Origin of the sequence: Klebsiella sp. CN_Kp073 (assembly GCF_040065495.2) — a bacterium.
GTDB lineage: Bacteria > Pseudomonadota > Gammaproteobacteria > Enterobacterales > Enterobacteriaceae > Klebsiella > Klebsiella aerogenes.
The window spans coordinates 1704933-1726635 of record NZ_CM198051.1 but is presented as its reverse complement, the minus strand read 5'-3'; the positions used below and the strand labels follow the sequence as shown (position 1 = coordinate 1726635).

Here is a 21703-nt window from a genome sequence, read left to right as displayed (position 1 = left end):
GCATGCGGCCCGGAAAAAACCGGGCCGCCGAACAGCTTATTCCTGCAGACTACCGCCGTTGCTGGCAATCACCGCCTGATACCAGGCGAAGCTTTTCTTCTTACGCCGTTCGAGCGTCCCCTGCCCGCGATCGTCACGATCGACATAGATAAAACCGTAGCGCTTGGACATCTCTGCCTTTGACGCGCTAACCAGATCGATTGGCCCCCAGCTGGTAAAGCCCATCAGTTCGACGCCGTCAGCAATGGCTTCGCGCGCCTGCACCAGATGATCGTTGAGATAGCTGATGCGATAGTCATCGTTGATGCTGCCGTCGGCTTCGATTTTATCCTTCGCCCCCAGACCATTTTCAACGATAAACAACGGCTTCTGATAGCGGTCCCACAGTACGTTCAACAGCGTACGCAGCCCCAGCGGGTCTATCTGCCAGCCCCACTCCGAGCTTGCCAGATGCGGGTTCGGCACCATGCTGAGAATGTTGCCGCGCGCCTGCTGGTTCAGCGCTTCATCGGCGGTGACGCAGCCGGTCATATAGTAGCTAAAGGAGATAAAATCGACGGTCTCTTTCAGCGCTTTCCGGTCGTCGTCGGTGATGGTTAGCGTAATATCGTTTTCGCGGAAATAGCGCTGCATGTAGCCCGGATAGGCGCCACGGCACTGCACATCGCCGAAGAACTGCCAGCTGCGGTTTTGCTGCAGCGTTTCAAAGACATCTTCCGGCTTGCAGCTCAGCGGATACATCAACCCGCCGAGCAGCATATTGCCAATTTTCCCTTGCGGTACCAGTTCATGACAGGCTTTGACCGCCAGCGCGCTGGCCACCAGCTGGTGGTGGATAGCCTGATAGACTTCGCCTTTACTGCTACCGGCCGGCAGGCCGACGCCGGTCATTGGCGCATGCAGCGACATATTAATTTCGTTAAAAGTAAGCCACAGCTTGACCTGATTTTTATAGCGGCTGAATACCGTCCGGGCGTAGCGCTCGAAAAAGCCAATCACCTCGCGGCTGCCCCAGCCGCCATAGTTTTTCACCAGCGCCCACGGCATTTCGTAATGAGATAGCGTCACCAGCGGAGTGATGTTGTGCGCGGCCATCTCGGCAAACAGCTTGTCGTAGAAGGCCAGCCCGGCTTCGTTCGGCTCGGCGTCATCGCCGTTCGGGAAGATACGCGTCCAGGCGATCGAGACCCGCAGACAGTTGAAGCCCATCTCAGCAAACAGCGCGATATCCTGCGGGTAACGATGGTAAAAATCGATCGCCACATCTTTAATACCGCTGTCGCCGGCGACGCGCTCCACGACGTCGCCGAATACCCCCTGCGGCTGCACGTCGGAGGTGGATAAACCTTTGCCATCTTCCAGATATGCGCCTTCGACCTGATTTGCCGCGGTGGCGCCGCCCCATAAAAAGCCCTGCGGGAATGTTTTCATCGCTCTCTCCTGTGATTAATGGCTAACGGACAACAGCGGCTGGCCGGCATCCACGACGCTCGCGGACACAATCTCAACGCTACGGTAATCATCGCTGTTGCTGATAATAATCGGGGTCGCCAGGTCGTAACCGGCGTCCAGAATGGCCTGACGATCGAACTCCAGCAGCAGATCGCCGGCCTGAACTTTGTCCCCCTCTTTGACATGGGCGGTAAACGGTACGCCGTCGAGTTTGACGGTATCAATGCCGACGTGGATCAGTAGCTCAATGCCACTGTCGCTCAGCAGGCCGATAGCGTGTTTAGTCTGAAACAGTGAGGCGACCTCGCCAGAAAACGGGGCAATGACCTTGCCCACCGCCGGAATAATGGCTACGCCTTTGCCCAGCAGGCCGCTGGCGAAGGTGCGATCCGGCACCTGATCGAGGGCCAGTACGCTGCCGGACATCGGCGCCAGAATATCGTTTTCCGCCGCAGGCGCGATGACGACCGCCTGTTCTGCCTGGCTGCGCGGCAAGCCGGCGAAGAAGGTCAATACGCAGGCGAGAATGAAAGCCACGCCGGTGCCAATGAGACCGCCCCACACGCTAAAATCAATGCCGCCGGGCGGGATCATCTGTGCCGGAAAGAAAATGTTCGGCACCCCAAAGGAGTAGGCGTAGCTATTACTGAAGGCGGTAATCGCGCCGCCAATCGCGCCGGCGATACATCCGAAGATAAACGGGCGACGTAACGGAAGGGTCAGGCCATAAATGGCAGGCTCAGTGATGCCAAATAGCCCGGCGGAAAACGCGGAACCGGCCAGCATCCGCTGACGCGAATCGCGCGTGGCCAGCAGTATCCCCAGCACGGCGCCCACCTGGGCTATCACCGCCGGCAGAATGATCGGCAGCATAGAATCATGCCCCAACACGGTCATGTTATTGATCATCAGCGGTATCAACCCCCAGTGCAGGCCGAAGATAACGCATACTTGCCATAGCGCGCCCAGCACTGCGCCTGCCAGCCATGGGGCAAAAACGTAGATAACCTGATAGCCATTGGCAATCATGTGGCTCAGCCAGGTCGCCAGCGGGCCTATTACCAGAAAGGTCAGCGGCACAACCACCGCCAGACAGATTGCCGGGGTAAAAAAGTTCTTCATCGCCGACGGCAGCACCGCGTTACTCTTCCGTTCCAGCCAGCAGCAGACCCAGGAGGCGAGAATAATCGGGATCACCGAGGAGCTATAATTGATATAGGTCACCGGTATACCGAGAAAATGCTCCACGGGCGCTCCCGTCTGACTGGCTTCAAAGGCCTGCATCATTAGCGGGTGGGTTAACGCGCCGCCGATCACCATTGAGATAAACGGGTTGCCGCCAAACTTTTTGCCGGCGGTGTAGCCAAGAAACAGCGGGAAGAAAAAGAACAGCGCGTCGCTGGCGGCAAACCAGATTTTATAGGTCCCCTGCTGCGGCGTGAGCCATCCGCAGGTTAGCGCCAGCGCCAGCAGTCCTTTCAGCAGACCCGTCGCCGCCATCACGCCAATAAAAGGGGTAAAGATGCCGGAGATGATGTCGATCAGCTGACTTAATACCGAGCTTTTCGCCGCTTTCTCCTGCGGCACCGGTTCGCTGTCGTCACTTAACCCCGCCTGCTGGCGCACTGCCAGCCAGACATCGTGCACATGGTTACCGATGACCACCTGAAACTGGCCGCCGCTTTCGACTACCATGATCACACCAGGATTCGCCTTCAGCCCTTCGGCATCGGCCTTCGCGTTATCTTTCAATTTGAAACGCAGACGTGTCGCGCAGTGAACCAGACTCACAATATTCTCTTTGCCGCCGACGCGGTGAAGAATATCCTGCGCGAGTGCTTTATATTCCATGCTCTTTTCCTTACTGCCGCTGCCCACAGACAACCGGCGACTGAGTAGTAAAAATAAAAAAACCCGAGAACCACGCCGGTTGGCGTCGCGCTCAGGTTTTGCCTGCATCATGCAGTAACAATCCAGTTTTGTTGGGGGATTAACGCCCCTCTTTTCTTACCCGCTCGATATGAATGGCAAGAAACATAATCTCTTCGGTGGTCAGCGCCCGTTGATAATTCTTTTGCAGGTGCTTCGCCACCGTTTCCGCGCACTTCCACGCTTTGGCGTAGTTATCTTTCACCGCACTGTGCAGCGTAACGTCGTCATCCTGCACTACCGTTCGCGTTAACATGCGCTGGGCGAAAAACTTCAGATGGGTCACAAAACGCTGGTAGCTGAGCGACTCTTCATCGTAGCTAAGCTGCAGCTGATACTTCACCAGTTGCAGGATCTCCTGCATCACCCGCGTCACGTGCATCACTTCCGGCATTTCGCTGTTGAGTTGCGCCGTCACCAGATGCAAAGCGATAAACCCGGCTTCATCCTCGGCAAGCTCGACGCCCAGCCGGCGGGCGATGATGGCCCTCGCCTCCTGACCCAGTTCAAACTCCTTCGGATACAACCGTTTAATCTCCCACAACAGCACGTTGCGAATCGCGACGCCGTTTTTCTGCCGCTCAATGGCAAAGTGACAGTGGTCAGTTAAGGTGATGTACAAACTTTCCTGTAACTTTCCCAACCGCCCGCGGGCCAGCTCGATGATACGATCGCAGGTGGTCATTACTTCTAACGGTATCTGACTGAGTAATTCGCCTAAGCGGCCAACCAGTTCATCGCTTTGTAAGGCGAAGACTTTTTCAATTTTACTTTCGTCCAACGAGTCGCCCACGCGCTTTTGAAAGGCCAGCCCTCGCCCCATCACCACCTGTTCGCGCTGCTGCTCGTTGACCACTACCACCACGTTATTATTAAGTACTTTGGCGATTAGCATATGAACCCCAGAAACAAAAAAACCTGACCCCCGACAAATGCCAGGTAATCAGGTTTCGCCTGCCGAAGCAGTAGCAATCCAACTATTGCACTGTATCAACTTCTTGTGACGACTCAAGCGCGAGGGAATAAAAACGTGATACAGCTCGCGTCGTATCGTGCAGGAATAAGTGCTAATTAATAAAGTGCGTACGGAATAACACCGCCTTATCTAATAACGTGCAATCGCTTTCGCTATCTCTGCTGAGGTTTGCAAGGTGCGAATTTCATTAAAGAGGCCAAGCGCTTCCGTGTATTCTTTGCGTAAATAGCCCAGCCACTGCTTAATGCGCGCTACGTGATATAAACCGGTATCCCCCTGCTTTTCCAGTTGGGTATATTTTTTGAGTAACTCAACCACCTGTGGCCACGGCATACGCGGTTCATTGTATTTGATTACCCGGCTGAGATTCGGCACGTTGAGCGCGCCGCGGCCAATCATCACCGAATCACAGCCGGTAGCGGCCATGCACTCCTGCGCGCTTTGCCAGTCCCAGATTTCGCCGTTAGCAACCACCGGAATAGTCAGACGCTGGCGGATTTCGCCGATGGCCTGCCAGTTGATGCGTTCAGCTTTGTAACCATCCTCTTTGGTGCGGCCATGCACCACCAGCTCGCTGGCGCCCGCCTGCTGGACCGCGTCGGCGATTTCGAAGCGCCGTTCGCCGCTGTCCCAGCCGAGGCGAACTTTCACCGTCACCGGCAGGTGATCGGGAACCGCTTCGCGCATGGCTTTCGCCCCGCGATAGATAAGTTCGGGATCTTTCAATAACGTCGCACCGCCGCCGCTGCCGTTCACCAGCTTCGATGGACAACCGCAGTTTAAATCCACGCCCCAAGAGCCAAGCTCCACCGCGCGGGCGGCGTTTTCCGCCAGCCATTGCGGGTATTGCCCCAACAATTGTACGCGCACGCGGGTGCCGGACGGAGTGCGACTTTGATGGTGCAGTTCCGGGCACAGTCTGTAGAACGATTTTACCGGCAGCAGTTGATCCACCACGCGCAGAAATTCGGTGATGCACAGATCGTAATCATTAACCTCGGTCAGCAGCTCGCGCACCAGCGAATCGAGCACGCCTTCCATTGGCGCCAGTAATACACGCATATCGTTACCCGGAAAAAAAAGAGGCGCTATGGTAGCGCCTCTGTGCGTCGGTTTAAAGATCTCAATATCAGACCTTAGCGTGGTGCGAGGCAGTTATCTTCTTTCCAGCCGTAAAGCCACTCGATACCGCGGTAAAATTCATCCTGCGTTTTGCCCTTCCATAAAAGATTACGTACCTGCCGTTCGACCCCCGCCGCGTGATAAATCCGCCCCATTTCACGTGTTGACCAGACAATTCGCGCGGTACGCGGAATACGCACCGACTCGTACAGCGCGAAGGCGCGAGCGGCGTCGCCGTCGCACTGCTGCAGCGCTTTACCTATCGTTACCGCATCCTCCAGCGCCATGCAGGCGCCCTGCGCCATATACTGCGCCACCGGGTGGGCGGCATCGCCGACCAGGGTAATGCGATCGTTGCCCCACTTTGCAACCGGCTCGCGGTCGGCGGTAGACCAGCGGCGCCAGGACGTTGGTTTGTCGAGCATTTGCCGCGGGCGGGGATGAATCCCTTTAAAGTAAGAAAGCACCTCTTCTTTGCTTCCGTCGCGCACGCCCCACTCTTCGCTTTCGCGGCTATGGAAGGTGACCACCAGGTTGTACTGTTTGCCGCCGCGCAGCGGATAATGCACCAGATGACAATGCGGCCCGGCCCACAGCACCGGCGCGTTAATCCGCAGGTCTTCCGGCATGTCGGCCGCCTCGATCACCGCGCGGTACACCACGTGGCCGGTGACCCGCGGCGCATCGCCGAGCAGACTCTGGCGCACCACTGACTTCACGCCGTCGCAGCCCAGCAGAATATCGGCGGTCCAGCTATTGCCTTTGTCATCAAAGACCGTCACGTCATCGGCGGTCTGGCGGATATCCACCACCTGAGTTGAAGTCCGGTATTCCACGCCGGGATGGGTCAGCGCGGCTTCCCAGACGGTGGCGTGAATGTCCACCCGATGGATCACCGCATACGGGCCGTCGAAATGGTCACGGAAGGCCTGGTCGGTCTCGATACGCACCACCTCTTCCCCATTCACCGCATCCATCATCGTGATATGGTCGGTAAACACCGCGCGCTGGCGCGCCACTTCGCCGACGCCGAGGCTATCCAGCGCTGAAAACGCATTCGGCCCCAGTTGAATACCGGCGCCGATTTCACCGATTTCATGCGCCTTTTCCAGCAGCATTACTTTGATTCCCTGGCGCGCCAGAGAGAGCGCCGTCGCCGCGCCGCCAATGCCGCCGCCGACGATAATTGCTCGCGTCACTTTCGCCATGTTCCTTCCTCCCTAGGCCGGAATTTTGTCTTGTTGATTTTCCGGCGCGGCGGCAATAAACGCCGGTAGCCGGGTACAGGCGTCGTAAACCGCCTGGCAGCGCGGATAATGGCTCAGATCGCACCCCATTCGCTGCGCGTTGGCCCACTGCGGCACCAGGCAACAGTCGGCGAGCGTTGGTCTATCGCCGACGCAGAAAGCGCCGGATTTCGATTGTCGCAGCAGTTGCTCCAGCGCACTCAGCCCTTGCTGGATCCAGTGGGCATACCAGCGTTTTTTGTCCGCTTCGCTGACCTTCAGCTCGTCGCTAAGGTAGCGTAAAACCCGCATGTTATTAATCGGATGAATATCGCAGGCGATGGCGTAGACCATCTCCAGCACCCGCATCCGCGCCGGATCCTCCTGCGGCAGCAGCGGCATTTGTGGGTAGTGGCGGTCAAGCCAGTCAACTATCGCCAGCGACTGGCCCAGCGATTCACCGTCATCGGTGATAAGCGTCGGCACCAGCCCCACCGGATTGAGCCGCCGGTACTCCAACGCATTCTGCGCCCCGATGCGGATATTCACCCCCACGCTCTGATAGTCGATGCCCTTGAGGGCCAGCGCGATGCGCACCCGGTATGAGGCAGAGCTATTAAAAAAACTGTACAGCTTCATTGTTCACCTCACACCACGCGAACGGCGATAGGCGTCAGTCCGTCTACGTTGCCGGTAATCACATCGCCCTTCACCACCGCGCCGACACCTTCCGGCGTGCCGGTGAAAATCAGATCGCCGGGCTGCAGTTCAAAAAAGCCCGACAGATAGCTGATGGTTTCATTTACTGACCAGATGAGGTGGCGTATATCGCTACGCTGATGATCTTCACCATTCACCTGCAGCCAGATCCCGGCTTGATTCACCTCGCGCGCCTCGGCGGCTTTATGCAGCGGCGCGACAGGAGCGGAAAGATCGAATGCTTTACCTATTTCCCACGGGCGCCCCATCTGGCGCATCTCCATCTGGCGGTCGCGGCGGGTCATATCGAGTCCGGTGGCATAGCCCCAGATATATTCCTGCGCCTGCTCCAGCGGGATGTCGCGTCCCGCCTTGCCGATAGCGACCACCAGCTCAATCTCGTAGTGATAGTTGTCGGTCTGCGCCGGATACGGCAGATCCAGCGTTTCGCCAGCCGCCACCGGCACAACCGCATCCGCCGGTTTGCAAAAGAAGAACGGCGGTTCGCGATCCGGATCGAAGCCCATTTCACGGGCGTGGGCGGCATAGTTACGGCCTACACAGTACACGCGGCGCACCGGGAACTGCTCATCGCTGCCAACAACGGGGAGACTAATCGGCGCCTGGGGAGCAAAAACGTATTGAGTCATGATGGTTTTCCTTCTTATTAATAACGCGCTTCGCGGAACAGGCCTAAGGCCTCCTGTATCGGACGGTCCGAGAAGCTAAATAACACGCACTCTTCGCAGGCGTTGAACGATACGCCGTGCCAGGTTGGCGCCACGAAGATGTCTTTCGGCTGGAATGCGAAGGTTTGTTCGCCAATCGTCACCTGGCCGCTACCTTCCACTACGTGGTAGATGGTACTGTCGGTGGTTTTCGCCACCCGCGACCGGAACCCTTTCGGCAACAGTTGCAGGAAAGCGCCCATCGAGGGCATCGGATAGCCGCCGGTGACCGGGTTGACGTAGCGCATCTTGTAGCCATCCCATTCGTCGGCCTCGCCAAGATGGGTCAGGTCATGCAGCGCCTCGCGGCTACGGTCGTAGCGGTAGTTAAAAATCGGCGAGGAATTTCCCACCTGATGGCGCAGCGGCAGCATGTTGGCAGCGTAGCGCGGCAGGTAGTCGCCCTCTTTACGCGTCACCGGCTGCTGCTCCTGCGGATAATCTTCAGCAAAACCGCAGCCGAGATAGTTGACCAGCGGTAAATCGAGACCATCGAGCCAGACCACCGGTTCATCGCCAGGATTGCCGTGATCGTGCCAGCGCCACTGCGGAGTCAGAATAAAATCGCCGGGGCGCATTGGCGTGCGCTCGCCGTCGACGGCGGTAAACGCGCCGTGGCCTTCCACGATAAAGCGCAGCGCCGACTGATTGTGACGGTGGCTCGGCGCCACCTCGCCCGGCATGATGAGCTGCAGGCCGGCATACAGCGACGCGGTAATGGACGACTGGCCGCGCAGCTGCGGGTTCTCCAGCACCAGTACCCGACGCACCGCCTCTTTAGCGCCGATTAACTGCCCGCTTTCCAGCAGCAGCGGGCGAATTTCCTGATAGTTCCAGTACGCCGGGGCGCAGTTGGCATTCGGCGTTTGCGGCACCAGATGGTGCAACGATTCCCACAGCGGCGTCAGATTCTGTCCAGCGATATGCTGATAGAATTGCTGACGATTGCGGTTCGATTGCGGAGTAGATGGCGTCATTATTATTCTCCTCATTTATTCGCGATACCGGCAGAGGGCAGCGCGTCGGGTACAGTTCCAGGGCGGTGAACCGCCAGCATCAGCAGGATGAGCATCACCGCGCCGATCGCCGCCGGTACCGCTATAACGTAAAACAGCGTGTCGAAAGAGAGATTCATCGCCATCATCATGCCGCCGGAGAGCGAACCAACGATGGCGCCGCAGCGGCCGACGGCGTTGGACCAGCTGACACCGGTCGCGCGGCTCTGAGTAGGATAAAGCGTGGCAGTCAGCGCATTCAGGCCTACCTGCGAACCACTCACGCCGATTCCGGTGCCGAAAATCGCCAGCGCCATCAGCCACAAACCGTTTTCGCTTAAACCGATCATCACGATGCACAACGCGCCCAGGCAGTAACTCAGCGCCAGCACAAGGAAGGGATTGAAACGGTCCATCAGGATACCGAGCAACAGTGCGCCGAGCGTGCCGCCCACCTGAAACGCGGCGGTCACCCACGAAGCGTGCTGCAAATCGATACCACGATGGTTAAGCAGCGTCGGCATCCAGCTGGAGAGCAAATAGATAATCAGCAGGCTCATAAAGAACACCACCCAGAGCATCAAGGTGATTGTCAACTGGCGGCCGACAAACAGCTGGCTAATGCTGCCTTTCGGCCCGGCCGCCGGTTCATCCAGCCAGAAATGGGTTTCGGAATAGCGCTCGCCGGTGATGGCGCTAACGGTTTTGGCGATGGTCGCCTGCGGCAGTCCGCGGCGAACCTGCCAGCGCGGCGATTCCGGCAGCGCCCACAGCAGCGCGACGGCCAGCAGCAGCGGCAGGATGCCGCCTAAGGCCAGAATGCCGTGCCAGCCGATATGCGCCACCAGTTGGGCGCTCACCACGCCGCCCAGCGCCGAACCCAGCGTGAAGCCGCAGAACATCAAGGTTACTAACGCCCCGCGGCGGCGAGCCGGCAGATATTCCGAAGTCATGGTAATGGTGTTGGGCATCGCCCCGCCCAATCCCAGACCGGTGAGAAAACGCAGGATCACCAGCATTTCAAGATTCGTCGAGAACGCGGAGAGCAGGCTAAATAAGCCAAACAACGCGACACAGAACTCAATCACCCGTTTTCGGCCAAAGCGGTCAGAAAGCGGGCCGCAGAGCAGCGCCCCGGCGGTCAATCCCAATAGTCCGGCGCCAAACAGCGGCGCGAGGTCGCTGGCGCTCAGTTGCCAGTGAATGCGGATATCGGGGGCGATAAAACCAATGGCGGCGGTGTCAAAACCATCAAGCATCACCACCAGAAAACAGCAAATAATCACACGCCACTGCAGGGCGCCAACCGGCGCTGCGTTGAGTAACGTCTGTAGTTCACGTCGTTGAGCCATAATGATGCCTCAGTGCAGGTCAGGGTAGATGTTGTATTTATTTCTTTTATGTTGCGATTTTGTAACTATGGCGATGAAATGTACAATGGCTTTTCGGGCATAGACATAACCTGGAGGTTATCGGCTGATGGCGAACTGGACGCAAAAGTTGAAGCTGCAGCATTTGAAAATGCTGGTGGCGCTGGGTGAGCAAGGCAATCTCACGCAGGTCGCGAAAATGATGAATATTACCCAGCCCGCACTCTCTAAGTGGCTGACGCAATTTGAAGAAGAAGTCGGCATGCCGCTCTTTGAGCGCCACAGTAAGGGCCTGCGCCCTTCGGAAGGTGGCAAACTGCTGCTTCAGCACGCCCAGCGGCTAATCAACGACATGTCGCGCTCGCAGTACGAGATCGAGCGCTTTAAACAAGGCGGGCTGGTCGGCAGCCTGATAATCGGCTGCTCGCCGGTGGCGACAGACTGCGTGGCGCAGGCGATCCTCGCCCTGCTTAAAGAGATGCCGACCCTGCATCTGAATATCGAAGAAAAAGTGATGACGCCACTGCTGCACGACCTGCTCTCCGGCGTGGTCGATGTGGTCGTCGGACGTGTTGGGGGGCGCGCGCTGGAACTGCCGCTCAACTACCGTGTGCTCTATACCGAACCGGTATGCTTCGTCGCCCGTCCCGATCATCCGCTGGCCAGCAGGTCCCATCTGAGCTGGGCGGATCTTGCCGCCTGGCGCTGGATCGTCTGGCCTACCGGCACGCCCATTCGTCAGAGTATTGATAACGCGCTGGTCGATAACGGCGTCATGCTGCCGGAGAATACTATCGAGTCGGCCTCGATGAATGTCACCAGCAATTTGCTGCAAAGCAGCGATATGATCTCTATTCTTTCTTTGCGGCTGGCGCAGCATTACGCCGAACATGGGCAACTGGCGATTCTGAATTTGCCGCGTATTGAACAAAAAGGTAGCGTTGGGGTGTTCTGGCGCAAAAGCGAAGTGCCATCGCTGGCGCTCACTCGTTTTCTGCACTACCTCGCAGAATAAGGCCGCTGTTCCCATTTTCTATGCTGACGATGCGTAGAATTCATGATGTGATCGGTAGCACATTTCAGGGTTTAATTGTATGATGAATGGCAGTTCATCAAGGGTTATTACCATGAGTAAGTCGCTGAATATTATCTGGCAGTACGCGCGAGCTTTCGTCCTGATTTACGCCTGCTTGTATGCGGGCATTTTTATCGCCGGGCTACTGCCCATCACAATTCCCGGCAGCATTATCGGCATGCTGATTTTGTTCGTGCTGCTGGCGCTGCAAATTATGCCGCCGCAGTGGGTCAACCCCGGCTGTAACATCCTGATTCGCTACATGGCGCTGCTGTTCGTGCCTATCGGCGTCGGCGTAATGCAGTACTGGGATTTGCTGCGCGCGCAGCTGGGGCCGGTGGCGGTCTCCTGCGCCGTCAGTACCTTATTAGTCTTTTTGGTAGTGAGCTGGAGCTCGCATCTGGTCCACGGTGAACGCAAAATCATCGGGCAAAAAGGAAGTAAAAAATGATCCATGAAATGTGGTGGTCGCTCCCGTTAACGCTGATTGTCTTTTTCCTTGCCCGCAAGCTGGCGGCGCGGTTTAAATTTCCGCTGCTCAACCCGCTGCTGGTCGCCATGGTGGTCATTATTCCTTTCCTGCTGGTCACCGGCATTTCTTATGAACGCTATTTTGCCGGCAGCAAAATCCTTAACGATCTACTGCAGCCGGCGGTGGTCGCGCTGGCCTTTCCGCTGTATGAACAACTGCACCAGATCCGCGCGCGTTGGAAATCCATCATCACCATCTGCTTTATCGGTAGCTGCGTGGCAATGATCACCGGTACCACCGTCGCGCTGCTGATGGGCGCCACCCCGCAAATCGCCGCTTCCATCATGCCAAAATCCGTCACCACGCCGATTGCCATGGCGGTCAGCGGCAGTATTGGCGGTATTCCAGCGATTAGCGCCGTGTGCGTCATTTTCGTTGGCATCCTCGGCGCGGTGTTCGGCCATACGCTGCTTAACGCCATGCGTATTCATACTAAAGCATCCCGCGGCCTGTCGATGGGTACCGCCTCGCACGCCCTCGGCACCGCCCGTTGCGCCGAACTGGACTACCAGGAAGGGGCATTTAGCTCGCTGGCGCTGGTACTGTGCGGAATTATTACCTCGCTGGTCGCGCCTTTTCTGTTCCCGGTGATCGTCGCTGTTGTTGGATAAATGTGATGTACATCACACTTATAAATGCAACAAATTAGCGTTGCACAAACAATGAGACTTATGTCACATATAGGGCCCGTACGGGCCCGTACACTAGCTTCCCATTACATTGTTATGAGGCAACGCTATGCACTCTCGTTTTCAAGCTGCTTTGACTAATCTGGCGGCAGACCTGCAGGCGGCCATCGCCCCGATGCTCGCAGACCCGCACTTCCCGGCGCTGCTCGAAGCCGATCAGGTGGCGACGCTACAACAAGCAACAGGTTTGGATGAAGACGCGCTGGCCTTTGCGCTACTGCCGCTTGCCGCCGCCTGCGCCCGTGCCGATCTTTCTCACTTTAACGTTGGCGCTATCGCCCGCGGCGTGAGCGGTCGCTGGTATTTCGGCGGCAACATGGAATTCCTCGGCGCCACCATGCAGCAGACCGTCCACGCGGAACAGAGCGCCATCAGCCACGCCTGGCTGCGCGGCGAAAAATCCCTGCGCGCCATTACCGTCAACTACACGCCTTGCGGCCACTGTCGCCAGTTTATGAACGAACTGAACAGCGGTCTGGCGCTGCGCATTCATCTGCCGGGTCGCGAAGCGCACTCCTTGCAGCACTATCTGCCAGACGCCTTTGGTCCGAAAGATCTGGAGATTAAAACTCTGCTGATGGATGAGCAGGATCACGGCTTCCCCCTCAGCGGCGATGCGCTCACGCAGGCGGCTATTCAGGCGGCGAACCGCTGCCATACGCCGTACAGCAACTCCCCTTCCGGCGTGGCGCTGGAGCTGAAAGACGGCACCATTTTCTGCGGCAGCTACGCGGAAAACGCGGCGTTCAATCCGACGCTACCGCCGCTGCAGGGCGCGCTGAACCTGCTGAGCCTTAACGGTTACGACTATCCGGATATCCAGCGCGCGCTGTTAGCCGAGAAAGCCGACGCCGCGCTTATCCAGTGGGATGCGACCGTTGCAACCCTGAAAGCGTTGGGCTGTCAGAATATCGACCGCGTGCTGTTAGGTTAACTAGCCAGATAGCCTGAGCAGATTGCCGGATGCGCCTTTGGCTTATCCGGCCTGGATTCGGTAATCTGCCATATTGCTGAAAATCCCCGCAATTAAACGATGGTTTCTTGCGCTTACCCGGCGGGTAAAGTAGCCTGAAGCTTCCCTCGTCCACCATTGAGTCAAGTTCATGTTAAAGCGTGTGTTATACAGCCTGTTAGTCCTGCTCGGCCTGCTGCTGTTGACCGTGCTGGGTCTTGACCGCTGGATGAGCTGGAAAACCGCGCCCTATATTTACGATGAGCTGCAGGATCTCCCCTACCGCCAGGTTGGCGTGGTGTTGGGTACTGCCAAATATTATCGCACCGGCGTGATCAATCAGTATTATCGTTACCGAATCCAGGGCGCGCTCAACGCTTACAATAGCGGTAAGGTTAATTATCTGCTGTTAAGCGGTGACAACGCCCTGCAAAGCTATAACGAACCGATGACCATGCGCCGGGATCTGATCAAAGCCGGCGTCGATCCGGCGGATATCGTGCTGGACTACGCTGGTTTCCGCACCCTCGATTCGATCGTGCGCACCCGCAAAGTGTTCGATACCAACGATTTTATTATTATCACCCAGCGCTTCCACTGCGAGCGCGCGCTGTTTATCGCCTTGCATATGGGGATTCAGGCGCAGTGCTATGCGGTGCCTTCGCCGAAGGATATGTGGACCGTGCGTCTGCGCGAGTTTGGCGCCCGGTTTGGCGCACTGGCGGATCTCTATATCTTCAAACGCGAACCGCGTTTCCTCGGGCCGCTGATCCCCATCCCGGCGCAGCAGCATGAAGTTCCGGAGGATGCGCAATCCTACCCGGCGGTCACGCCTGAGCAGTTACTGGAACTACAGAAAGAAAAATAGCCGCCGTCGTTTCGTCGATTTGAGATATAAAAAAACCCGCGCCAGGCGCGGGTTTTGTATGGGTTCAATCTTATTTCTTACGCGCGTATTTCAGTGAATCCAGCGCCACGGCGAAGATGATAATCGCCCCTTTAATAATATACTGCCAGTATGGATTGACGCCGATGTAGGTCAGACCGTAGTTGATGACGGTAAAGATAATAACCCCGGTCACCACGCCGAAAACCGTACCCACGCCGCCGCTGAAGGAAACGCCCCCCACCACGCAGGCAGCAATCGCATCCAGTTCGTACATAAAGCCGAGGTTGTTGGTCGCCGAACCGATACGTCCGGCTTCCAGCAGCCCGCCGAAGGCGTAAAACACCCCGGATAGGGCATAAATCATCAGCAGGTTCAGCGCCACGTTAACGCCGGAGACACGCGCCGCTTCCGGGTTGCCGCCGATAGCGAAGATGTTTTTACCGAAACGGGTTTTATTCCACAGGATCCACACGAAGAAGATAGCGATCAGCGCGTAGAAAGTAATGTACGACAGGCGGAATGAACCTAAAGCGACAAAGCCCTGGGCAAACTGCGAGAAGTGGCTGTCGAAACCGGAAATCGGCGACGCGCCGACGAAGTCGTAGTACAGGGAGTTGATACCGTAAACGATAATCATCGTCCCCAGGGTAGTGATAAACGGCGTCACGTTGAGATAGGCAATGACGATACCGTTAATCAAGCCAATCACCGCGCCAATTGCGCAAACCAGCAGAATAACCAACGGGATCGGCATGGTCGCCATCTCCGGGAACACCTTGTTGGCGTTATCCACCGCCTGCAGCATGGTAGCCGCCACCACCGCCGCCAGCCCCACCTGACGTCCGGCGGAAAGGTCGGTCCCCTGAGTAACAATCAGCCCGGCGACGCCGAGCGCGATGATAATACGTACCGAGGATTGCGTCAGAATGTTACTTAAGTTCAGCAGACTTAAGAAGGTCGGGTCCTGGAAAATAATAATGGCCAGCAAGACCAAAAGTACAACGTAAATCCCACCCTCTTTCAGGTAAGTGAGGAAACTCTTTTTATTTAACGCACTCATGGAAAGCCCCTGATCTCAAAGGTGCAATGATGCAAGACGCAGAATTTCATTTTGCGTCGTGGTTTTGGTCTCAACAATTCCGGCAACCAGCCCGTTGCTCATAACCAGAATACGGTCGGTAATTCCCAGCAGCTCCGGCATTTCAGAAGAGATAATAATGATGCCCTTATCTTTTTTAGCCAGTTCGGCAATCAGCTGGTAAATTTCAAATTTCGCGCCGACGTCAATTCCGCGGGTCGGTTCATCAAGCATTAATATTTCCGGTTGGGTTAATAACCAACGGCCGATAATAACCTTCTGCTGATTCCCGCCGGAAAGCGAACCGATTTGCGTTTGATGACCTGGCGTTTTTACACGCATGGAATCGATAACCCATTGGGTATCGCTTTTCATCCGTGAATTGTCCAACAGGCCGACCTTGTTTTTATACTTCTTGATATTTGATATCAGCGAGTTAAAACCAATATCGAGATAAGCATAAATCCCCGTCGAACGACGCTCTTCGGTTACCAGCGCAAAGCCGTGGTTAATCGCTTCGTTAGCGCTATGGTTATTAATTTTTTTACCATGCAGGGTAATAGTGCCGCTGGCCTTTTCGCGGATGCCAAACAGCGTTTCAACGATATCGGTACGCTTCGCGCCTACCAGCCCGGCAATACCGAGAATTTCGCCCTTATGCAGATCGAACGAGACATCGCGAATCGACGGCTGGCGCAGCGAGGTCAGGTTACGAACTTCAAGGATTACTTCGCCCGGTTTGTTTTGTTTATCCGGAAAACGCTGGTTCAGCGAACGGCCAACCATCATCGCAATGATCTTATCCATATCCAGCCCTTCCAGCGGCTGGGTGGCAATCCACTGACCATCGCGCAGGATAGTAATCTCATCGCAGAGCTGGAATATCTCCTCCATTTTATGGGAGATATAAACAATGCCGCAGCCACGCTCTTTCAGCTTGCGGATTATTTTAAACAGGTGATTGACCTCTTTTTCGGTCAGCGATGAGGTAGGCTCATCCATAATGACTATTTTGGCGTCATAGGAGAACGCCTTCGCAATTTCAATCATCTGCATCTGCGATACCGATAACGTCCCCACGCGAGCGCGCGGGTCAATATCAATATCCAGTTCATCAAATATCGCTTTGGTATCGCGATACATTTTATCCTGATCGACAAACATACCTTTGGTGGGGTAACGCCCCAGCCACATGTTGTCCATGACCGAACGTTGTAGAACCAGGTTTAACTCCTGGTGCACCATTGAAATACCGTTCTCCAGGGCTTCTTTCGCCGAATGGAAATCGATCTCTTTTCCCTGAAAAAGAATACTGCCGGAATCTTTTTGATAGATCCCAAATAAGCATTTTAATAATGTCGATTTACCCGCGCCATTCTCCCCCATTAATGCATGGATTGAGTGCGGACGAACCTTCAGGTTGACATTATCAAGAGCTTTCACGCCGGGGAAAGATTTGTTGATGTCGCTCATTTCCAACAAATATTCGCCCGACTGTACGCTATTATTGCTGACCATAGTTATACCTGGCTGCGTTCGTGCCGATCCGCGACGATAAGTTATATCGCAGCAAAATCGGCTTCGGTATCAGGAATAATCGGGCGCGCTGAACGCGCCCGCAATGCATGTAAAAATTATTTACCGATAAACTGGCTGAGGTTGTCTTTATCGACGCCTACGTATGGTACGCGGACAATCTTATTCTCAATTTTCCAGTTGGTGCCAGCAGCAGGCTCTTTGCCGTCAGCCAGGTTCTTCGCCAGATCGAAAGTCGCTTTCGCCTGGTTGTTGGCGTCGTTCAGCACGGTACCGGCCATCGCGCCGGATTTCACCAGCGCCAGCGCTTCAGGCAGAGCATCGACGCCGAACACCGGAATGCTGCTCTTGTTATGCGCTTTCAGCGCTTCTACCGCGCCCATCGCCATCGCATCGTTGTTAGCGATCACCACTTCGATTTTGTTGGCGTTCGGGCCGGAGAGCCAGGCGTCCATTTTATCTTTCGCTTGCGCGGTATCCCACATGGCGGTATCTAACGCCAGCTGCTGAGTTTTAAGACCTTTTTCATTCAGCTCTTTGATAACGTAGGAAGTACGCGCTTCGGCATCCGGGTGGCCCGGCTCGCCTTTCAACAGAACAAACTGAATCTGACCATCTTTATTCAGATCCCAGTTAGGGTTCGCTTTCCAGTGTTTGGCGATAAGATCGCCCTGGATAATCCCGGATTCTTTAGAGTCGGTACCTACATAGTAGGCTTTATCGTAGCTATCCAGCGCCTTGCGCGATGGCTCTTTGTTAAAGAACACCACCGGCACATTTTGCCCGCGCGCTTTGTCGATAACCGTACCCGCCGCCGCCGGGTCAACCAGGTTGATCGCCAGCGCCTTCACCCCTTTCGCCAGCAGCACGTCGATCTGATCGTTCTGTTTGGACTGATCGTTCTGCGAGTCATTCATCAGCAGTTTCACGTCCGGCGCAGATTTGCCGTCTTTTTCGATAGCTTTACGCACGACGGACATAAAGTTGTCGTCATACTTGTAGATCGTAACGCCGATACGGGTATCCGCGGCATGCGCTGCGGCGCCGAAAAGCATACCAGCCATGACGGCGGACAGAGCTAAGACCTTCTTATTCATGGAATCTCCGGTTTTATTATTTTGCATCGTTTTTTTTGGCGTGAAGATAGCTGGCGGGAGTTGTTACATTAGGGTTACCGCACAACGATATTCACAACGTTAATTCTGTCTTCCGTGTAGGGTAACGCTCCAGAAAAACGGCTTCATCAAGTGCCTAACCTATTGTTTAAGATGATGTTTAAACGCATCATTAGCACAGCCTGGTTCGGACTGGTCAACGCTGCCATCATAAACAGCGTAATGTTAATATACTGTGAATTTACTCACAGATTGAAAGCGGTTACATCGATGGATAGATTCAGTTAGTGATCGGCCCCACACTTTGCTTCTGCGTCACAGAATGGCGGCGCACCAGCGTGGGCATAAAACAGTGGCTGGCCTCACTATCGAGTTTTCCTGCCGCCCCTTGTAGCGCCAGTTCGGTAGCCAATTTGGCCATCGACATAATGGGATAGCGCACCGTGGTCAGCTGCGGATCGGTGTAACGGGAAATGGGAATGTCATCAAAGCCAATCAGCGAAAGATGCTGCGGCACAGCAATGCCGTTATCCTTGAGGGTGGTGAGCGCGCCGGCGGCCATACTGTCGTTATAGGCAAACACCGCCGTCAGGCCTAAATTACGCCCAAGCAGTTCCACCATCGCCGCTTCGCCGCCCTGCATATCCGGCGATCCCGAGCCAATCCAACTTTCCGGGGCGATAATACCCTGCTCCTGCAGCGCCTTACCCCACCCTTCGCGGCGCAGTTCATCATCCTCAATGCCGTGGTTGGAAGAGAGATAGCCAATCCGCTGATGGCCGTGATTGAGCAGCATCCGCGTAGCCATGAGCGCGCCGCTGACGTTATCGAGACCCACACAGCGGTGCGCGAAGCCGGGTACAATGCGGTTAATCAGCACCATGCCCGGAATATGCTGCATAAAATCGCCGAGTTCGGCATCGCTTAACGCTTTCGAATGCACAATAAGCGCCGAACAGCGCTGGCGAATCAGCACCTCAATGGCGTTACGCTCTTTTTCAGCTTCATGATAACTGTTGCCGATCAGGACATATTTCTGGTGCTGCTGCGCGACGGTATCCACCGCTTTCACCAGCGCGCCGAAAAAGGCGTCCGACACATCCATCACCACCACGCCGATGGTATCGCTAACCTGGGTCGCCAGCGCCTGGGCATTGGCATTGGGTCGATAGCCCAGCTGCGCGACCGCCTTCATCACCGCTTCCCGCGTATCCGGGCTCACCAGCGCGCTGTTGTTCAGCACCCGTGAGACCGTCGCTACGGAGACCCCCGCCTGACGGGCGACATCACGAATGGTGATCATGGAGACCCACCTTAATAGCATTACAATACGTCACACCCACCTCCTGTGTTCAGCAAGGTGGCTATTCTGGCAGTGACGCGCGCCGCGCTACGTGAGTGAGGTCACACCGCTGGAAACGGTTACATCCATTTTGTTAATGATTGTGATCGAGATCGTTATACGGATGTATCTCTTGTTGTTGTCCCTGAGGCTCTCAGGGTTAACTGACGCCATAGCCACTCAACGGGCCCCTGGCGGAAATGACGCAGCCAAAACTGCGAGAAGAGGAGATTAACGGCCCACACCGCCGGCACAAAGGCCAACAGCTGAAAACGGTCAAATTTCATAAACAGGCCGAGATGATAGAACAGCGTGGTGCAGATCAGGGTTTGCAGTAAATAGTTACTGAGCGCCATCCGCCCAACGCAGGCAATCGCGCCGACCAGACGGAAGCGGCATAATTGCGGCCAGAATCCCCACGCCAGCGCGGCATAGCCGATGGTTTGAAGCGGCGCGCCAAGTTCACGCGGCGCCTGCAGCAGAAAACCGCACCAGCGGTAGTCCCATTGCAAGTACCACTGCGCGGCGATGGCCGGCACATTCACCGCCATCCCGGCAATAATCAGCACCAACCCGACGCGGCGGTAGTGACTAAGGCTAAACTGCCCTTTCAACCAGCCGCAGCGCATTAGCGCCGCGCCCATTAGCATCATCCCCGCCAGCTGCCAGCCGTACTGCACGCCCAGCGCCACCAGGTTATCGGACAGCATATCCGCGCGATTGCTCACCGCCTCCATACCGCCTTTAAGCTTCCAGAACTGTTCATACTGCACATTCGCGGCATCGGGCACCCATGACCGGCTGGCGCCGTTGGCGGAAATCAATCCCAGCAATACCAGCACCGCAATACCGATGAGATATAGCACTACGCCGGTATTAAATAGCGATTTAACGTGTTGGGCATCGCGTACCATGCGCCAGGCAATCAGCCCCACCAGCGCATAGGCCAGCAGAATATCGCCATCCCAGAAAAAGAGGCCGTGAATAAAACCAAGTAGGGCAAGCAGCGTTAGCCGTGACTGGATCCAGCGTTTACCGCGTACCAGCAGCATTTGTAATCCGGCGCCGAACAGCAGAGCAAACAGGGTGAGGAATTTCACCTGCGCAAACAGGTCGAGGATTGCCCAGCTCCATGCGTCGCTCAGCGAAATACTCCCGGCCCAGGCCGGATTAAGATAGGCCGCCTTCGGCAAGCCGAAGGCGGTGATATTCAGTAGCAGAATGCCGAGGATGGCGACGCCGCGAACGAAGTCCAGCGTGACGTTTCTCTCCATGCACCCTGCTCCGAATTAATTGTGGTGACGTACGGCGCGCAGGAACTCCTGGCGGGTATTCTGGCTGGATTTAAACAGACCGCCAAGCGAAGTGGTGGTCGTGGCGCTGGTCGCATCGCGGATGCCGCGCGCTTTCACACAGTAATGCACCGCGTCAATGGATACCGCGACGTTACTGGTACCGAGCAGGGTCTGCAACGCAGTGAGGATCTGCTGCGTCAGGCGCTCCTGCACCTGCGGACGCTGGGCAAAGAACTGCACGATGCGGTTAATTTTCGACAGGCCGATTACCGAATCTTTCGGGATATAAGCTACGGTCGCTTTGCCGTCAATCGTCACAAAGTGATGTTCACAGGTACTGGTCAGCGTGATATCGCGAACCGTCACCATCTCGTCAACTTTCATTTTGTTTTCAATAACGGTGATTTTCGGGAATCTGGCATAATCCAGACCGGAGAAAATCTCATCAACGTACATTTTTGCGATGCGATGCGGAGTCTCCATCAGGCTGTCGTCACTGAGATCAAGATTCAGCAGCTGCATAATCTCAGTCATGTGCCCGGCGATCAGACGCTTGCGCGTTTCATTATCAATTTCTTGTACTGGCGGACGCAGCGGCGTCTCCAGCCCACGAGCGACCAGCGCTTCATGAACGAGTATGGCTTCTTTACTCAATGATGACATTTAGGTTCTCCTGCAGGTGTGGCGCTCTTTGCTCTTCTGA

At 55.9% G+C, this 21703-nt stretch carries 20 protein-coding genes; 5 read left to right on the top strand and 15 right to left on the bottom strand.

The annotated features are described in order from the left end of the window. Window positions 1–36: 36 nt before the first annotated feature. The 9 genes from ABLV66_RS08390 to mhbT form a co-directional block, all read right to left on the bottom strand. The gene (locus ABLV66_RS08390) at window positions 37–1431 is read right to left on the bottom strand and encodes a glycoside hydrolase family 1 protein (protein WP_348876016.1); all 1395 of its coding nucleotides are present in this window, start codon (window positions 1429–1431) and stop codon (window positions 37–39) included. A 15-nt stretch (window positions 1432–1446) separates the two neighbouring features. After that, window positions 1447–3414 (bottom strand): PTS beta-glucoside transporter subunit IIABC, encoded by a 1968-nt coding sequence (gene bglF, locus ABLV66_RS08385; RefSeq protein WP_162184052.1) that lies wholly within the window; start codon window positions 3412–3414, stop codon window positions 1447–1449. 28 nt (window positions 3415–3442) lie between these two features. Then, window positions 3443–4276 carry a transcriptional antiterminator BglG gene (gene bglG / locus ABLV66_RS08380; RefSeq protein ID WP_045391270.1) on the bottom strand — a complete coding sequence of 278 codons (834 nt, stop codon included), beginning with the start codon at window positions 4274–4276 and terminating at the stop codon, window positions 3443–3445. 210 nt (window positions 4277–4486) lie between these two features. Next, on the bottom strand, window positions 4487–5419 hold the full coding sequence (gene dusC, locus ABLV66_RS08375) for a tRNA dihydrouridine(16) synthase DusC (RefSeq protein ID WP_045391272.1): 933 nt from the start codon (window positions 5417–5419) through the stop codon (window positions 4487–4489). 74 nt (window positions 5420–5493) lie between these two features. Next, window positions 5494–6687, bottom strand: coding sequence for a 3-hydroxybenzoate 6-monooxygenase (locus ABLV66_RS08370; protein WP_348876017.1), 1194 nt, complete (start codon window positions 6685–6687; stop codon window positions 5494–5496). Between the two features lie 12 nt (window positions 6688–6699). After that, complete coding sequence (gene maiA / locus ABLV66_RS08365) at window positions 6700–7344, bottom strand: maleylacetoacetate isomerase (RefSeq protein WP_015706104.1); 645 nt, start codon at window positions 7342–7344, stop codon at window positions 6700–6702. An 8-nt stretch (window positions 7345–7352) separates the two neighbouring features. Continuing rightward, window positions 7353–8054 carry a fumarylacetoacetate hydrolase family protein gene (locus ABLV66_RS08360; RefSeq protein ID WP_047044903.1) on the bottom strand — a complete coding sequence of 234 codons (702 nt, stop codon included), beginning with the start codon at window positions 8052–8054 and terminating at the stop codon, window positions 7353–7355. A 17-nt stretch (window positions 8055–8071) separates the two neighbouring features. Beyond that, the gene (gene gtdA, locus ABLV66_RS08355) at window positions 8072–9109 is read right to left on the bottom strand and encodes a gentisate 1,2-dioxygenase (RefSeq protein WP_348876019.1); all 1038 of its coding nucleotides are present in this window, start codon (window positions 9107–9109) and stop codon (window positions 8072–8074) included. A gap of 11 nt (window positions 9110–9120) precedes the next feature. Further along, window positions 9121–10479: a 3-hydroxybenzoate transporter MhbT gene (gene mhbT / locus ABLV66_RS08350; protein WP_348876020.1), complete on the bottom strand. Its 1359-nt coding sequence runs from the start codon at window positions 10477–10479 to the stop codon at window positions 9121–9123. A gap of 127 nt (window positions 10480–10606) precedes the next feature. Between mhbT and ABLV66_RS08345 the strand changes: the two genes are divergently transcribed. The 5 genes from ABLV66_RS08345 to sanA all read left to right on the top strand — a co-directional run bounded on the left by ABLV66_RS08345 (window position 10607) and on the right by sanA (window position 14613). Next, complete coding sequence (locus tag ABLV66_RS08345) at window positions 10607–11512, top strand: LysR substrate-binding domain-containing protein (protein WP_213797427.1); 906 nt, start codon at window positions 10607–10609, stop codon at window positions 11510–11512. Between the two features lie 112 nt (window positions 11513–11624). Continuing rightward, a complete protein-coding gene (locus ABLV66_RS08340; protein WP_045376759.1) occupies window positions 11625–12023 on the top strand; it encodes a CidA/LrgA family protein in 399 nt (132 codons plus the stop codon). Beyond that, window positions 12020–12715 carry a CidB/LrgB family autolysis modulator gene (locus ABLV66_RS08335; RefSeq protein WP_015365717.1) on the top strand — a complete coding sequence of 232 codons (696 nt, stop codon included), beginning with the start codon at window positions 12020–12022 and terminating at the stop codon, window positions 12713–12715. Before ABLV66_RS08340 ends, ABLV66_RS08335 begins: the two co-directional genes overlap by 4 nt. A 127-nt stretch (window positions 12716–12842) precedes the next feature. Further along, window positions 12843–13727 carry a cytidine deaminase gene (cdd, locus tag ABLV66_RS08330; RefSeq protein WP_063415375.1) on the top strand — a complete coding sequence of 295 codons (885 nt, stop codon included), beginning with the start codon at window positions 12843–12845 and terminating at the stop codon, window positions 13725–13727. A 169-nt stretch (window positions 13728–13896) separates the two neighbouring features. Then, on the top strand, window positions 13897–14613 hold the full coding sequence (gene sanA, locus ABLV66_RS08325; RefSeq protein ID WP_015365714.1) for an outer membrane permeability protein SanA: 717 nt from the start codon (window positions 13897–13899) through the stop codon (window positions 14611–14613). A 70-nt stretch (window positions 14614–14683) separates the two neighbouring features. Here the strand turns inward: sanA and mglC are convergent, their stop codons facing one another. From mglC to folE, 6 genes are all read right to left on the bottom strand, one after another. Next, window positions 14684–15694: a galactose/methyl galactoside ABC transporter permease MglC gene (gene mglC, locus ABLV66_RS08320; protein ID WP_015365713.1), complete on the bottom strand. Its 1011-nt coding sequence runs from the start codon at window positions 15692–15694 to the stop codon at window positions 14684–14686. Window positions 15695–15709: 15 nt separating this feature from the next. Continuing rightward, on the bottom strand, window positions 15710–17230 hold the full coding sequence (mglA, locus tag ABLV66_RS08315; protein WP_015365712.1) for a galactose/methyl galactoside ABC transporter ATP-binding protein MglA: 1521 nt from the start codon (window positions 17228–17230) through the stop codon (window positions 15710–15712). 116 nt (window positions 17231–17346) lie between these two features. Continuing rightward, window positions 17347–18345 carry a galactose/glucose ABC transporter substrate-binding protein MglB gene (gene mglB / locus ABLV66_RS08310; protein ID WP_045391288.1) on the bottom strand — a complete coding sequence of 333 codons (999 nt, stop codon included), beginning with the start codon at window positions 18343–18345 and terminating at the stop codon, window positions 17347–17349. A gap of 298 nt (window positions 18346–18643) precedes the next feature. Beyond that, on the bottom strand, window positions 18644–19666 hold the full coding sequence (gene galS / locus ABLV66_RS08305) for an HTH-type transcriptional regulator GalS (protein ID WP_047044918.1): 1023 nt from the start codon (window positions 19664–19666) through the stop codon (window positions 18644–18646). 155 nt (window positions 19667–19821) lie between these two features. Continuing rightward, complete coding sequence (gene yeiB / locus ABLV66_RS08300; protein WP_047044922.1) at window positions 19822–20979, bottom strand: DUF418 domain-containing protein YeiB; 1158 nt, start codon at window positions 20977–20979, stop codon at window positions 19822–19824. Window positions 20980–20994: 15 nt separating this feature from the next. Then, the gene (folE, locus tag ABLV66_RS08295; RefSeq protein ID WP_015365708.1) at window positions 20995–21663 is read right to left on the bottom strand and encodes a GTP cyclohydrolase I FolE; all 669 of its coding nucleotides are present in this window, start codon (window positions 21661–21663) and stop codon (window positions 20995–20997) included. Window positions 21664–21703 lie beyond the last annotated feature (40 nt).

Coding starts and splice junctions, on each gene's coding strand:
- dusC (WP_045391272.1), bottom strand. CDS start 5,419: ATGCGTGTATTACTGGCGCCAATGGAAGGCGTGCTCGATTCGCTGGTG.
- bglF (WP_162184052.1), bottom strand. CDS start 3,414: ATGATGCAGGCAAAACCTGAGCGCGACGCCAACCGGCGTGGTTCTCGG.
- ABLV66_RS08345 (WP_213797427.1), top strand. CDS start 10,607: ATGGCGAACTGGACGCAAAAGTTGAAGCTGCAGCATTTGAAAATGCTG.
- ABLV66_RS08340 (WP_045376759.1), top strand. CDS start 11,625: ATGAGTAAGTCGCTGAATATTATCTGGCAGTACGCGCGAGCTTTCGTC.
- mhbT (WP_348876020.1), bottom strand. CDS start 10,479: ATGGCTCAACGACGTGAACTACAGACGTTACTCAACGCAGCGCCGGTT.
- mglA (WP_015365712.1), bottom strand. CDS start 17,230: ATGGTCAGCAATAATAGCGTACAGTCGGGCGAATATTTGTTGGAAATG.
- yeiB (WP_047044922.1), bottom strand. CDS start 20,979: ATGGAGAGAAACGTCACGCTGGACTTCGTTCGCGGCGTCGCCATCCTC.
- ABLV66_RS08390 (WP_348876016.1), bottom strand. CDS start 1,431: ATGAAAACATTCCCGCAGGGCTTTTTATGGGGCGGCGCCACCGCGGCA.
- galS (WP_047044918.1), bottom strand. CDS start 19,666: ATGATCACCATTCGTGATGTCGCCCGTCAGGCGGGGGTCTCCGTAGCG.
- bglG (WP_045391270.1), bottom strand. CDS start 4,276: ATGCTAATCGCCAAAGTACTTAATAATAACGTGGTGGTAGTGGTCAAC.
- gtdA (WP_348876019.1), bottom strand. CDS start 9,109: ATGACGCCATCTACTCCGCAATCGAACCGCAATCGTCAGCAATTCTAT.
- ABLV66_RS08370 (WP_348876017.1), bottom strand. CDS start 6,687: ATGGCGAAAGTGACGCGAGCAATTATCGTCGGCGGCGGCATTGGCGGC.
- folE (WP_015365708.1), bottom strand. CDS start 21,663: ATGTCATCATTGAGTAAAGAAGCCATACTCGTTCATGAAGCGCTGGTC.
- cdd (WP_063415375.1), top strand. CDS start 12,843: ATGCACTCTCGTTTTCAAGCTGCTTTGACTAATCTGGCGGCAGACCTG.
- maiA (WP_015706104.1), bottom strand. CDS start 7,344: ATGAAGCTGTACAGTTTTTTTAATAGCTCTGCCTCATACCGGGTGCGC.
- ABLV66_RS08335 (WP_015365717.1), top strand. CDS start 12,020: ATGATCCATGAAATGTGGTGGTCGCTCCCGTTAACGCTGATTGTCTTT.
- mglB (WP_045391288.1), bottom strand. CDS start 18,345: ATGAATAAGAAGGTCTTAGCTCTGTCCGCCGTCATGGCTGGTATGCTT.
- sanA (WP_015365714.1), top strand. CDS start 13,897: ATGTTAAAGCGTGTGTTATACAGCCTGTTAGTCCTGCTCGGCCTGCTG.
- mglC (WP_015365713.1), bottom strand. CDS start 15,694: ATGAGTGCGTTAAATAAAAAGAGTTTCCTCACTTACCTGAAAGAGGGT.
- ABLV66_RS08360 (WP_047044903.1), bottom strand. CDS start 8,054: ATGACTCAATACGTTTTTGCTCCCCAGGCGCCGATTAGTCTCCCCGTT.